Source organism: Mesorhizobium sp. WSM4308 (assembly GCF_002294905.1).
GTDB lineage: Bacteria > Pseudomonadota > Alphaproteobacteria > Rhizobiales > Rhizobiaceae > Mesorhizobium.
Window position 1 is genome coordinate 12,399 of sequence record NZ_NSFW01000022.1, and the last position, 12,698, is coordinate 25,096.

9 protein-coding genes are annotated in these 12,698 nt (G+C 63.4%); 6 read left to right on the plus strand and 3 right to left on the minus strand.

The annotated features are described in order from the left end of the window. Window positions 1-33 precede the first annotated feature (33 nt). The 6 genes from CK227_RS31060 (at window position 34) to CK227_RS31085 (ending at window position 8,071) form a co-directional block, all read left to right on the plus strand. Complete coding sequence (locus tag CK227_RS31060) at window positions 34-750, plus strand: DNA-3-methyladenine glycosylase I (RefSeq protein ID WP_095775340.1); 717 nt, start codon at window positions 34-36, stop codon at window positions 748-750. A gap of 73 nt (window positions 751-823) precedes the next feature. Next, entirely contained in the window at window positions 824-2,500 is a 1,677-nt protein-coding gene (locus CK227_RS31065; protein WP_095775341.1) for an NAD+ synthase, read from the plus strand. A 53-nt stretch (window positions 2,501-2,553) separates the two neighbouring features. After that, window positions 2,554-2,964, plus strand: coding sequence for a GNAT family N-acetyltransferase (locus CK227_RS31070; protein WP_095775432.1), 411 nt, complete (start codon window positions 2,554-2,556; stop codon window positions 2,962-2,964). A gap of 392 nt (window positions 2,965-3,356) precedes the next feature. Then, window positions 3,357-5,162 (plus strand): ABC transporter ATP-binding protein, encoded by a 1,806-nt coding sequence (locus CK227_RS31075; protein ID WP_095775433.1) that lies wholly within the window; start codon window positions 3,357-3,359, stop codon window positions 5,160-5,162. A gap of 206 nt (window positions 5,163-5,368) precedes the next feature. Further along, the gene (locus CK227_RS31080) at window positions 5,369-6,550 is read left to right on the plus strand and encodes a hypothetical protein (protein WP_095775342.1); all 1,182 of its coding nucleotides are present in this window, start codon (window positions 5,369-5,371) and stop codon (window positions 6,548-6,550) included. 147 nt (window positions 6,551-6,697) lie between these two features. Then, on the plus strand, window positions 6,698-8,071 hold the full coding sequence (locus tag CK227_RS31085; RefSeq protein ID WP_095775343.1) for a glutamate--tRNA ligase: 1,374 nt from the start codon (window positions 6,698-6,700) through the stop codon (window positions 8,069-8,071). On the opposite strand, the gene CK227_RS31090 is transcribed toward CK227_RS31085, so the two are convergent. The 3 genes from CK227_RS31090 to CK227_RS31100 form a co-directional block, all read right to left on the minus strand. Further along, a complete protein-coding gene (locus CK227_RS31090) occupies window positions 7,989-9,194 on the minus strand; it encodes a DUF2865 domain-containing protein (protein WP_095775344.1) in 1,206 nt (401 codons plus the stop codon). The two genes, CK227_RS31085 and CK227_RS31090, sit on opposite strands and share 83 nt — an antisense overlap. A 155-nt stretch (window positions 9,195-9,349) precedes the next feature. After that, window positions 9,350-10,030 (minus strand): outer membrane protein, encoded by a 681-nt coding sequence (locus CK227_RS31095; RefSeq protein ID WP_095775345.1) that lies wholly within the window; start codon window positions 10,028-10,030, stop codon window positions 9,350-9,352. A 193-nt stretch (window positions 10,031-10,223) separates the two neighbouring features. Continuing rightward, window positions 10,224-12,548, minus strand: coding sequence for an NADP-dependent malic enzyme (locus CK227_RS31100; RefSeq protein ID WP_095775346.1), 2,325 nt, complete (start codon window positions 12,546-12,548; stop codon window positions 10,224-10,226). Window positions 12,549-12,698 lie beyond the last annotated feature (150 nt).

The window sequence follows — 12,698 nt, forward strand, 5'->3', positions numbered from 1 at the left end:
AAGTGTTACATTCAAGCCAACAGCGAGGGACCCATGGCCGATTTCCAGAAAATTCGCCTGCGCGCGGCAAAGCGCAAGGGCGGCGAAGCCGAGCTTGCAACGCTGCTCGGGCCAGTGCCCGACAACGCCGCGGTCGCCGATACCCCGGACGACCGCATTCTCTCGACCATGGCCGAGCGGATCTTTGCCGCCGGTTTCGTCTGGCGGGTCATCGAGCAGAAATGGCCCGGTTTCGAGGAGGCGTTTCTGCGCTTCGAGCCGAAGCGGCTGTTGTTCCAGCCTGACGATTTCTGGCACGATCTGGCTTCCGACCAGCGCATTGTGCGCAACCCGCAGAAAATCAAATCCGTGCGCGACAACGCTGCCTTCGTCGAACGCGTGTCGAAGGAGCATGGCGGCTTCGGCGAATTCCTCGCCAACTGGCCTGCCGACGACCAGGTCGGGCTGATGGCCTATCTCGGCAAGCATGGCAGCCGGCTGGGCGGCAATACGGGCCAGTATTTCCTGCGCTGGCTGGGCTGGGATGCCTTCGTCATCTCGGCCGACATGGCAGCAGCGCTTCGTGACGCCGGCCTCGACATCGCCGAAAGCCCGACCTCGAAGAGGGACCTCGACAAGATCCAGGCGCAGATCAATCAATGGGTGGCGGACACCAGCCTGCCGCGCCGGCACATTTCGCGCATCCTGGCGATGTCGATCGGCGAGAACCATTCTCCGCAGTCGCTGCGCGAATATATGGGCGACGACTGACCGGCGGTCTCGGTCGGGGTGGTCCAAGCCAACGCCATTGCGAGGCGAATTGTGCCGCGCTAAGTCAGCAGGCATGACCAAGAAGCCCGACCTACTGCGCATCGCGATCGCCCAGCTCAACCCGACCGTCGGCGATGTCGCCGGCAATCTCGCCAAGGCCCGCGAGGCGAGGGCGGATGCCGCGCGGCAGGGCGCCGATCTCGTGCTCTACACCGAGCTTTTCCTCGCCGGTTATCCTCCCGAGGACCTGGTGCTGAAGCCGGCCTTCCTGAAGGCCTGCGAAAAGGCGGCGCAGGAGTTTGCCGCCGATACATCGGATGGCGGCCCCGGCGTCATCATCGGCACGCCGCTGAAGCGGAAGAGCGGCACGCACAATTCGATCGTCGTCGCCGATGGTGGCAAGATCATCGCCGAACGCTACAAGCTCGACCTGCCGAATTATGGCGAGTTCGATGAGAAGCGCGTGTTCCAGGCAGGACCCGAGATCCAGGGACCTGTCAATTTCCGTGGCGTGCGCATCGGCATTCCGATTTGCGAGGACATCTGGGGCGATGTCGGCATCTGCGAATCGCTGGCGGAAAGCGGGGCAGAAATCCTGCTGGTGCCGAACGGCTCGCCTTACTATCGGGCCAAGATCGATGTCCGCCATCAGGTCGTCATCCGCCAGGTCATCGAATGCGGATTGCCCATCACCTATGCCAATCAGCTTGGCGGTCAGGATGAGCTGATCTTCGACGGCGCGTCGTTTGCCATCGGCGCCGACAAGACATTGGCTTTCCAGATGAGCCAGTTCGAGGAAGCAGTCGACGTCATCACATGGAAGCGCGGGGAGGACGGCTGGGTCTGCTCGGAAGGGCCAATGTCGAAGATCCCCGAGCGGGAGGAGGCCGACTATCGCGCCTGCATGCTGGGCCTGCGCGACTACGTCAACAAGAACGGCTTCAAGAATGTGGTGCTCGGCCTGTCCGGCGGCATCGATTCGGCGATCTGTGCCGCCCTTGCCGTCGACGCGCTCGGCGAAGAGCGGTTGCGCGCGGTGATGATGCCCTACCGCTACACCTCGAAGGATTCGCTCAAGGACGCCGAGGATTGCGCCCGCGCGCTCGGCTGCCGTTATGACATCGTGCCGATCTTCGAGCCGGTCGAAGGTTTCCTGCATGCGCTGACGCAGCTCTTCGAGGGCACCAAGGAAGGCATCACCGAGGAAAATTTGCAGAGCCGTGCGCGCGGCACCATCCTGATGGCGATTTCCAACAAATTCGGCTCGATGGTGGTCACGACAGGCAACAAGAGCGAGATGTCGGTCGGTTATGCCACGCTCTATGGCGATATGAATGGCGGCTTCAATCCGATCAAGGACCTCTACAAGATGCAGGTCTACGCGCTGTCGCGTTGGCGCAACAGCCATGTGCCGCCGGGCGCGCTCGGGCCATCGGGCGAGATCATCCCGAAGAACATCATCGACAAGGCACCGTCGGCGGAGTTGCGCGAGAACCAGACCGACCAGGATTCACTACCGCCCTATCCGGTGCTGGACGACATCCTCGAATGCCTGGTCGAGAATGAGATGGGCGTCGACGACATAGTCGCGCGCGGCCATGACCGGGCGACGGTGACGCGCATCGAACACCTGCTTTACATCGCCGAGTACAAGCGCCGGCAGGCGGCACCGGGGGTGAAGATCACCCGTAAGAATTTCGGCCGCGATCGCCGCTATCCCATCACCAACCGTTTCAGGGATCGTGGGTAACGCGCAGTTCGTCCAATGGGCGAAAATACGCGATGCCGCGAGGCGAGACAGCCATGCTGGACTGTGAGATCAGCTTCGACCTTGCGCGAATCGACTTCCGTGCGACCTCCAACCTGCTGATGGCGAGCTATTGGGGGGCTGGACGCAGCGACGAGTTTCATCGCCGGGCCTTCGCCAATTCGTTCTGCGCCGCCGCCTACATCGACGGAAAGCAGGTCGGTTTCGGCAGGGCGATCACCGACCGCACGGTGTTCGCCTATCTCGCCGACATCATCGTCTGGCCCGAGAATCGCGGGCAGGGCATTGGCCGGCGGCTGGTGCAGGCACTCATCGATCATCCCGAGCTCGGCACCGTCTCGCACTGGAGCCTGTCGACCGGTGATGCGCATGGGGTCTACGAAAAGCTGGGCTTCAAGGCATCGACCGATGGCCGATACGTGCGCTTGGACCGCACGCCCCAGTGACCGCAACGCGGCGAAAGCTCCCGCCGCCGTTGTTGCAAAATAATCGCACTGGTTGCACTGGATACGCTTTTTGGCAAGGCCCGTCTTGGCGTTGCATCAGAGCGTCTCTATAAGGACCACTCCGCGATTCATTTGCGGGAGGTCCGAATGGCAGTATTTAAAATGGTAATGCGAGGCCGCGAAGCCTAGGCCTCATCTGGCGCCGCGCGAAGGTCCGTCCTTCGCATCGGAGCCAAATTGAGCACAGGCTTATGCCGACGCCGGTCGCCGCCCGACTACGGGCGTGACGCCAAAATATGCCATTCCGCTTCTGGGCAATCATTCGCCCCTTGCGCGGCTTCTTCAATTTTCGACCTTACTGGGATCGGGCTCGTTTGCGCCCGAATGACATCATGGCTCGTTTCAAGATCGATTTGCGCGCGAGCGCCTTTCGCAGCGTTCTTGGTTTCACACTTACCCATTGGCGGCGCCAGCCCTGGCGGCTTTCGCTGATCATGGGTGGTTTCCTGCTGTCGACGCTGGCCGACGTCCTGACGCCGCTCTATTCTGGCCGCCTGGTCGACGCCGTCGCCAGCAGCGCCGGCGCGGACGCCATTGCCTGGAACGCCGCCATGACGGCGTTTTCGATATTGATGGCGCTTGCCTTGACGGGCGTCGTGCTGCGCAACCTGGCGTTCATGGGCATCGTCGAACTGACGCTGAAGATGATGGCCGACATTGCCGCCGATGCCTTCCATCGCGTCCAGCGCTTTTCCACCGACTGGCACGCCAACAGCTTTGCCGGCTCGACCGTGCGCAAGGTGACGCGCGGCATGTGGGCGCTCGACCTGCTCAACGACACCATCCTGATCGCGCTCTTGCCATCGGTCGTCATGCTCGTCGGCTCGACGCTGCTGCTTGGCTGGTTCTGGCCGCTGATGGGTGTGGTCGTTGCTGCCGGCTCGGTGCTGTTCATCATGGTGACGGCGATGCTGTCGCTTGGCTTTGTCGCGCCGGCGGCCAGGCTCGCCAACACCTGGGACACGCGCCTTGGCGGTTCGCTTGCCGACGCTGTCAGCTGCAACGCCGTGGTCAAGGGCTTTGGCGCCGAGGAGCGCGAAGAGCGCCGCCTTGCAAGGGTTGTCGCCAAATGGCGGGCGCGCACGCGGCGCACCTGGGTGCGCGGCACCGTCAACGGCACCACGCAAGGGGCGTTGCTGCTGGTCATGCGCGCCGCGGTGATCGGCCTGTCGCTGCTGCTGTGGTCGTGGGGGCAGGCGAGCGCCGGCGACGTCGCCTTCGTGCTGACCTCGTTCTTCGTGCTGCAGGGCTATCTCAGGGATATCGGCACGCATATCCGCAATTTGCAGCGTTCGATCAACGACATGGAGGAACTGGTCGATTTCCAGTCCGAACCGCTCGGCATCGAGGACCGGCCCGGCGCCAGGCCGATCCGGATCACGCAAGGGTCGATCAGCTTCGACAAGGTCACTTTTCACTACGGCAATCACCGGTCGCCGCTCTATCGCGACTTTTCGGTCGATGTCGCGCCGGGTGAACGCGTCGGGCTCGTCGGTCACTCCGGTTCGGGCAAGACGACCTTCGTCAAGCTGATCCAGAGGCTCTATGACGTCAATGCGGGCAAGATCCTGATCGACGGCCAGGACATCTCGCGGGTGGCGCAGGCGTCGCTGCGCGAGCAGATCGCGATCGTCCAGCAGGAGCCGATCCTGTTCCATCGCTCGCTGGCCGAAAACATCGCCTATGCCAGGCCAAACGCGACGCAGGAGGAGATCGAGCATGCCGCGAAGCTGGCCAGCGCGCATGACTTCATCACCAGCCTGCCGAAGGGTTATGGCACGCTGGTCGGCGAGCGCGGCGTGAAATTGTCGGGCGGCGAGCGGCAGCGCGTGGCCATCGCGCGCGCCTTCCTGGCCGATGCGCGCATCCTGATCCTGGACGAGGCGACGTCGAGCCTCGATTCGGAATCGGAGGTGCTGATCCAGCAGGCGATGGAGCGGCTGATGGTCGGCCGCACCACGCTGGTCATCGCGCACCGGCTGTCGACGGTGCGAGCGCTCGACAGGCTGCTGGTCTTCGATCGCGGCGACATCGTCGAGGAAGGCTCGCATGACGAACTGATCCGGCTGAAGGGTGGCATTTACCGCCGCCTGTTCGAACGTCAGGCGCTCGAACTCACCAAGGGACTGGTCATCTGACCTGAGATGGCCTCCGCCATCGGCCGGAGGCCATCTCCATCAGGCGCTGTCAGACAGAGTGACCTGCGCGGCATACTTTTTTATAATGCCGGGGTACAACACGCCATTTCTACCACTGGTTGCGGGTTGTTTACGCAAAAGCAACCCAGGGATCGTAAGCCCGTGCCCTGGGATCAAACTGGTCAGCGCAGGATTTCGGCTTCACTATGCATCTTGCTTCCGAAGATACCGGTGCGGAAAAAGTAGCTGCGCCGCCGGTGCTGGCAATTCACCATGGCTCGGTTCGGCCACTCGCCGCCGAAGATCTCGAGCGGGTCGCCGCACTCTTCCTGACGAAGTTTCGCCGTCGGCGACGTCACCTCCTCGATCGCGCCATCGCTGAGACGGCCGAGTATATGAGAAAGATCTATCTCGACCCTGCCGGCCAGCCAGGCGCGAGCAACGCTCTTGTCCAGATCAACCCGCAGGGAGATCTGGGTGGCTTCCTCGGTGTCCTGAAGGCCCGTTACGAGCTCAACGGCGCGACATTGAATGCCGCGATCATCGGTCCGCTCATGGCTGACACCGGCACCGATCACGGTTTGGCCGGGCCGCAATTGCTGCGTGCCGTGCATCAAGGCGAATTCGATCTGCACCTGACCGATTCGGCCAACCGGGTATCCCTGGCCTTCGCGCGCCCGATGAAATATCAGTTGCTGCCGACGCATTGTCTGGGATGGACCCGCATTTTCCGCCCGGCCGCGGTGGCATCGGCCGTGGCGCGCGGTAAATGGCCGGGCCTGCCGCGCTTCGTGCTCGATCCCTGCGCCCGAGCATTCGATGCTTTTACGAGAAAAAGGTTCGAGCCGCCTGTCCAGCATTCCTCGTCACACCGGATCCATCGCGAACCGATGGATGCCGCGCTATTTGCGGAGCGGCTGCCGACCCTTGTCTCAGATTACTCGCTGCGGCCGCGCTGGCAGGATGGCGAGCTGCCACGGCTGCTGGCGCTGGCGGCCGAGAAACGGGCCGACGGCCCCCTTCATTTTGCTGGGACCTACGACGAAGCCGGTAAAATGCTCGGTTGCTACGCTTTCTACGGTCAGGCCGGCGGCATCGCGAACCTGCTGCAACTCCAGTCCTCTGGACCTCACTGGGGTGCGACGCTGGATGGCGTGATGGAGGACGCGTGGAATATGGGCTGCGCCGGCATCATCGGGCAGACGCAGAGCAGGTTCATGCCGCAACTCTTCAGCTACAAGAATGTCTTCTTCCGCTATGCCGGGGGGACGATGGTGCGCTCGCGCATCCCCGAGGTCGCGCAAGCGGTCCGCTCCGGCGACATCTTTATCGGTGGGTTGATGGGCGACCGCTGGACCCGCCTCAGTTCCGACGACTTCGGCCGCTGATCGCTTTCAACCAGCTGTTCTGATCGGATAAGGGCCATGCGCCGCGCATGGCTTCAGTCTTTTCATCGCCCGCGTCATGTTCTATGTGTGCCGACCAGCGCGGGGGCGCATCTTGTCAATCACAAAGGCATCCGGTACGCCCCGCTCATGACAGTTACCGTTCGTTTCGCCCCGTCACCGACCGGCCGCATCCATATCGGCAATGCGCGCACCGCTCTGTTCAACTGGCTGTTTGCCCTGAACAACAAGGGCCGCTTCATCCAGCGCTTCGACGACACCGACATTGGCCGTTCGAAGCAGGAATTCGCCGACGCCATCCTCTACGACCTGCATTGGCTTGGCATCTTCCCCGATGCCACCGAATATCAGTCGCGGCGCTTCGAGGTCTATGACGCGGCGGTCGAGCGGCTGAAGGCGGCGGGCGTTCTCTACGCCTGCTATGAAACGCCGGAAGAACTCGACCTGAGGCGCAAGGTGCGCCGCACGCGGGGCCTGCCGCCGGTCTATGGCCGCGAGGCCCTGGCGCTGACACATGAGCAGGTGGCCGAATACCAGGCCGACGGGCGCCGGCCGCACTGGCGCTTCCTGCTGCCCAATTTCACCAGCGATCCGCTCCAGCCCGAACGCACGGAGGTTCATTGGAACGATCTGGTGCGTGGCGAGGAAACGGTCGATCTCGCTTCGCTCTCGGATCCAGTGCTGGTGCGCGAGGACGGCACCTATCTCTACACTTTGCCATCCGTCGTCGACGACATCGAGATGGGTGTCAGCCACGTCATCCGCGGCGACGACCATGTCACCAACACCGGCGTGCAGATTGCCCTGTTCAAGGCGCTGAGCGCCGAGCCGCCTGTCTTCGGCCACCACAATCTCTTGACCACCGTCTCGGGCGAAGGGCTGTCTAAGCGCAGCGGCGCACTCTCCATCGAAAGCCTGCGCGAGGATGGCATCGAGCCGATGGCCGTCGCGTCGCTCGCCGTTCTGGTCGGCACCTCGGAGAATGTCGCGGCCGCGCATGATCTCGCCGATCTCGCCGGCCATTTCGACCCGGCCGCGACCTCGAAATCATCGGCCAAGTTCGATCCGGACGAACTGTTCGTGCTCAACCGCGTGCTGCTGCACCACATGCCGTTCAACGAGGCGCGCGACAGGCTGATGGTGCTTGGCATCTCCGGCGAACAGGCCGAGCCGTTCTGGCTGGCGGTACGCGGCAATCTCGACCGGCTCGCCGATGCGGTGGGCTGGTGGCGCATCCTGCGCGAGGGGCCGCAGGACAGACCGGAGTTCTCCGACGACGATCGTGACTTCCTCGGACAGGCCTTCGAAGTCCTGCCCGAAGAGCCCTGGAACGGAGCGGTCTGGAAGGACTGGACCGGCAAGATCAGGGAAGCGACAGGGCGCAAGGGCAAGGGGCTGTTCATGCCGCTGAGGCTTGCCCTTACTGGACTGCCTTCGGGGCCGGAGCTTGCAGATTTATTGCCGCTGATGGGTCGGGAAGGAACGTTGGCCCGACGACCCTGACCTTGCGCTGCTCCGGCGGCAAGGCGGATACCGGCGACGTCACCGGCTTGGCGGAAAGCCGCTTGATGGCGTCGCGGTCGAGCCCGCCGTCCCTGTTGGCCAGGGTTTCCGGGTCGGCCCCCGGATCGGGCTTGGAGGCCGGCATGGGAACCAACGGTGCCGCTTCCGTTTCCGGCAGCGACTGTTGCGGGGCCGGCGGGTTGCCGCCAATGATCTGGAAGTTCTGCGCGGCATTGCAGCCGCAGGCCGGCGGCCGCGACATGTTGGACTGCTTGTAGAGATAGGCGGTCGGCAGCTCGCTGTAGGGCCTTCCGGTGACCGATGAGGTCATCGAGGCCGAATCGTCGTCCATGCCGCGCGAATAGAAGACCTGCATCTCCGTGCCGGGGCAGCTGGATTCGCAATTCTTCTGGTCTCGCTCGAAATCGCCGACCGAGGCGGCATTCGACATCGGGAAGAAATAGCCGTCGCAGGTGCGCACGCAGGTGGTGTGGAACTCGCCGCCGGTGCCCGGAGCGTCTGGAACGCCGGGCAGGTTCAGGACGCGGCCGACATTGCGTTCCTCACCGGGATCGTCCGGCTGGTCAGGCGTGTCGCTCGGCTGGTCGTCGCCGCCGAAAAGCTGGTCGAACAGGTTGGTGTTGCCGTCTTCCTCGCGGTCGGCTTCCTGCAGCGGCGCGCGGCGCGGCGCAACCGTGTCGTCGCGGCAGCCATTGGCGTCGAGTGCGGCCAGGATGCGGCCACGGTCGCGACGCGAGCCGCCGCCACCGGCGAGTTGGGCACGCTTGGCCTGGAGACCGTCGAGATTGGCGTTCATGCGGTCGATGGTGGCGTTGAGCCCGGCGCATCGATTGATGTTGCGGGAAAACAGCGAAAACCCGCAACCGGCATTGTCCGCCTGGCTGCGGGCCTTGGAGATCTGTTCGCGCTGCCGGTCGATCGCGGCATCGTATTTGCGGATCATTGCCGGACCACCGCCGCCGCCACGCGAAGCCGCGGCAAGATCGGCCTCCAATTGACGGCAGACCCGCGAGGCGGCCTGTGGCTCGGCGATGGTGGCGCCTGACAGCAGGAGGCCAAGCAGCATGGCAGCATGCGCCCGCTTCAACCCTCCGCTTGTCATCCGCCTCAATCCCGCTGGCCTGTGCCCGCCAAACTACCCCGTTGCCGGTTAATCGTCTATTTCGGATGCGGTCCGCTACCTGCCCTCGATCGCGGCAGCGGGCGGGTTCAATCAGCCGGAAAGCGACGGGGCGCGGCAGATCTCTCCACCGACTGTCAGAACTTGTAATTCATACCGATCTTGACCGCGTTGAACGTGTTGTCGAACGTGGTGTTGGAGTTCGGGGCATAGTCGATGGTCTGGTCCCTCAGATCGACATATTGATATTCGAACTTCGCCGACCAATGGTCCGTGATCGCCTGCTCCAGTCCGGCGCCGATGGTCCAGCCAACCTTGGTGTTCTTCTCGGAAAAGCTATCGAGGGGACCGTCGAGATACCGGTTTTCGACGTTTCCAAACGCCAGGCCACCGGTGCCGTAGATCAGGCTACGATCGAGCGCGTAGCCCGCCCTGGCGCGCAGCGTTCCAAACCAGTCCACCTTGGTGTCGTAAACATCGCCCAAGCCGGAGGTGATCTCGTCGGAGTGCCCCTTGATGTCGGCTCCGGAAACATCGGCCTCGACGCCAAGAACCGCGGAGTTGATCTGATAGTTGTAGCCGATCTGCACGCCGCCCAGGAAACCATCGGTATCGTAATCCTGCGAACCCCGGATCGTTGGGGTGTTCGGCAAATTGTACGTCGCGTCAGTCCGTCCAAAACCGTAGCCAATCTGACCGCCGACATAGACCCCGGACCAGTCATGGACCGTCGCGGGCTCGGCACTGATGGCGTCCGCGGCCAGAGCTTGTCCGCCGATCAGCGACAGCAATGCGGATGCGAGCAACAAGCCTTTCATGACGTCCTCGCCGTCAGATCAGATGCGCAACCATATCAGGTCGGTCTTCCCCGCGAAATCCGCTTCCGGGCAACGTTGATTTTCCGCAATCGCAAGTTGCCGGTCGGCAACACCCCGTTTGCAACAAAGTTGTCGCCGGCATGTGAGGATGCCGCCCGGAAGACCGGGCCGGCCTGTTGAAGCCGGCTTCAGCCTAGTCCAGATTGGCGATGGCCTGCGCCTTGTGCGCTGCCTCGACCACGGCGAGCGCCGTCATGTTGACCACACCGCGTGACGTGACAGAGGGCGTCAATATGTGGGCCGGCATGTCGGTGCCGAGCAGGATCGGGCCGACATGCAGCGCATCCATCATGGCGCGCAACGCCGTCAGCGTGATGTTGGCCGAATCGAGGTTGGGGAACACCAGCAGATTGGCTTCGCCCTTGAGCCGCGAATGCGGATAGACGCGCTGGCGTAGATGCTCGGACAGCGCGGAATCGGCATGCATTTCGCCGTCGCACTGCAACTCCGGCGCGATGCGCGCCAGGATTGCCGCCGCCTGGCGCATCTTGAGCGCGCTTGGTGAATCGCGCGAACCGAAATCCGAATGCGACAGAAGGGCCGCCTTCGGCTCGATGCCGAAGCGCTGGATTTCCTCGGCCGCCAGCACGGTCATCTCGGCGATCTCCTCGGCCGTCGGGTCGACGGAGACGTGGGTGTCGGTGAGGAAGATGATGCCGCGCTGCGAAATCAGCATCGAAAGCGTCGACAGGTCATAGTCCTTGATGCCGGCGCGAGGGCCAATGATGAGCGTCACGTTGCGCAGATGCCGCTCGAAACGCCCTTCGAGGCCGCAGACCATGGCATCGGCGTCGCCACGCTTGAGCGCCAGCGCTGCGATCACGGTGTTGTCGGTGCGCACCATGGTGCGCGCGGCTTCCGTCGTCACGCCGCGCCGGCCGGCAAGTTCGATCAGCAGGTCGACATAGTGGCGATAGCGCGGATCGTCCTCGGGATTGATCAGGCCGAAATCGACGCCCGGCTTGATGCGCAGGCCGTAGCGCTTCAGCCTGACCTCGATGACGTGCGGGCGACCGATCAGGATCGGCTCGGCGATGCCTTCCTCGAGCACCACCTGGGCGGCGCGCAGCACGCGCTCGTCCTCGCCATCGGCATAGATGACGCGCTTGGCGCTCGATGCCTTGGCGGACGAGAATACCGGCTTCATCACCAGGCCGGAGCGGAAGACGAAGCGATTGAGCTTGTCGATATAGGCGGCGAAGTCGGTGATCGGCCGTGTCGCCACACCGGTGTCGCAGGCCGCCTTGGCGACGGCCGGCGCGATGCGCAGGATGAGCCTGGGATCGAAGGGCGAGGGAATCAGAAAATCGGGTCCGAAGATCGGCGTCTCGCCCGAATAGGCGCGTGCGGCGACGTCCGAAGGCTCTTCGCGGGCAAGGGCGGCGATGGCCCGCACCGCAGCCATCTTCATCTCCTCGTTGATGGCGCTGGCGCCGCAGTCGAGCGCGCCACGGAAAATGTAAGGAAAGCACAGGACGTTGTTGACCTGATTGGGAAAATCGGAGCGGCCGGTGCAGATCATGGCATCGGGACGCGCCGCGCGCGCCACTTCCGGCATGATCTCGGGATTGGGATTGGCGAGCGCCAGGATCAGAGGTTTTGGCGCCATGTGCTGCAGCAGTTCCGGCTTCAGCACACCCGCCGCTGACAGGCCGAGGAAAACGTCGGCGCCAGGGATGACATCGGCCAGCGTGCGCGCCTCGGTATCCTTCACATAGGGGTCTTTCCAGCGGTCCATCTCGTCGGTGCGGCCCTTGTAGGCGACGCCGAAACGATCGGTGACCCAGATGTTTTCGATGCGCACGCCGAGCGAGACCAGCAGGTTCAGGCAGGCAAGGGCGGCGGCACCGGCGCCGGAGGTGACGACCTTGATGTCCGAGATGGTCTTGCCGGCGAACTCCAGTCCGTTGAGCACGGCGGCGGCGACGATGATGGCGGTGCCATGCTGGTCGTCGTGGAACACCGGTATGCTCATGCGAGCTTTCAGCCGTTCCTCGACTTCAAAACACTCCGGCGCCTTGATGTCCTCGAGGTTGATACCGCCGAAAGTGGGTTCGAGAGCGGCGACGGTCTCCACCATGCGCTCGATCTCGGGTGCGTCGATCTCGATGTCGAAGACGTCGATGCCGGCGAACTTCTTGAACAGAACCGCCTTGCCTTCCATGACCGGCTTGGAGGCCAGCGGGCCGATATTGCCGAGGCCGAGCACGGCCGAGCCATTGGAGACGACGCCGACGAGGTTGGCGCGCGCCGTGTAATCGGCAGCGGTTGCCGGATTGTCGCGGATCTCAAGACAAGGCGCCGCCACACCGGGCGAATAGGCGAGCGCCAGGTCGCGCTGGTTGCCGAGCGGCTTGGTTGCCTGGATCTCGAGCTTTCCCGGCGTCGGGTGCTTGTGGAAGTAGAGGGCGGCTTCGTCGAGGTCCGAACGTGCCGTTTTCTTGTTCTCGCCTTCCATGCGGCCGCTCCCTCGAAACCTGTGTCGGGAGTCCTTTTAGCATGCGGCCAAGATTTTTCGCGACGCTAATTGACGCGCTGGCAGCATTAAGTGACGGCGCGTCGAAAATCCTTGAATATCAAATTCTTATGGCAATTTCATGCCAGATGA

Coding starts and splice junctions, on each gene's coding strand:
- CK227_RS31060 (WP_095775340.1), top strand. CDS start 34: ATGGCCGATTTCCAGAAAATTCGCCTGCGCGCGGCAAAGCGCAAGGGC.
- CK227_RS31065 (WP_095775341.1), top strand. CDS start 824: ATGACCAAGAAGCCCGACCTACTGCGCATCGCGATCGCCCAGCTCAAC.
- CK227_RS31070 (WP_095775432.1), top strand. CDS start 2,554: ATGCTGGACTGTGAGATCAGCTTCGACCTTGCGCGAATCGACTTCCGT.
- CK227_RS31075 (WP_095775433.1), top strand. CDS start 3,357: ATGGCTCGTTTCAAGATCGATTTGCGCGCGAGCGCCTTTCGCAGCGTT.
- CK227_RS31080 (WP_095775342.1), top strand. CDS start 5,369: ATGCATCTTGCTTCCGAAGATACCGGTGCGGAAAAAGTAGCTGCGCCG.
- CK227_RS31085 (WP_095775343.1), top strand. CDS start 6,698: ATGACAGTTACCGTTCGTTTCGCCCCGTCACCGACCGGCCGCATCCAT.
- CK227_RS31090 (WP_095775344.1), bottom strand. CDS start 9,194: ATGACAAGCGGAGGGTTGAAGCGGGCGCATGCTGCCATGCTGCTTGGC.
- CK227_RS31095 (WP_095775345.1), bottom strand. CDS start 10,030: ATGAAAGGCTTGTTGCTCGCATCCGCATTGCTGTCGCTGATCGGCGGA.
- CK227_RS31100 (WP_095775346.1), bottom strand. CDS start 12,548: ATGGAAGGCGAGAACAAGAAAACGGCACGTTCGGACCTCGACGAAGCC.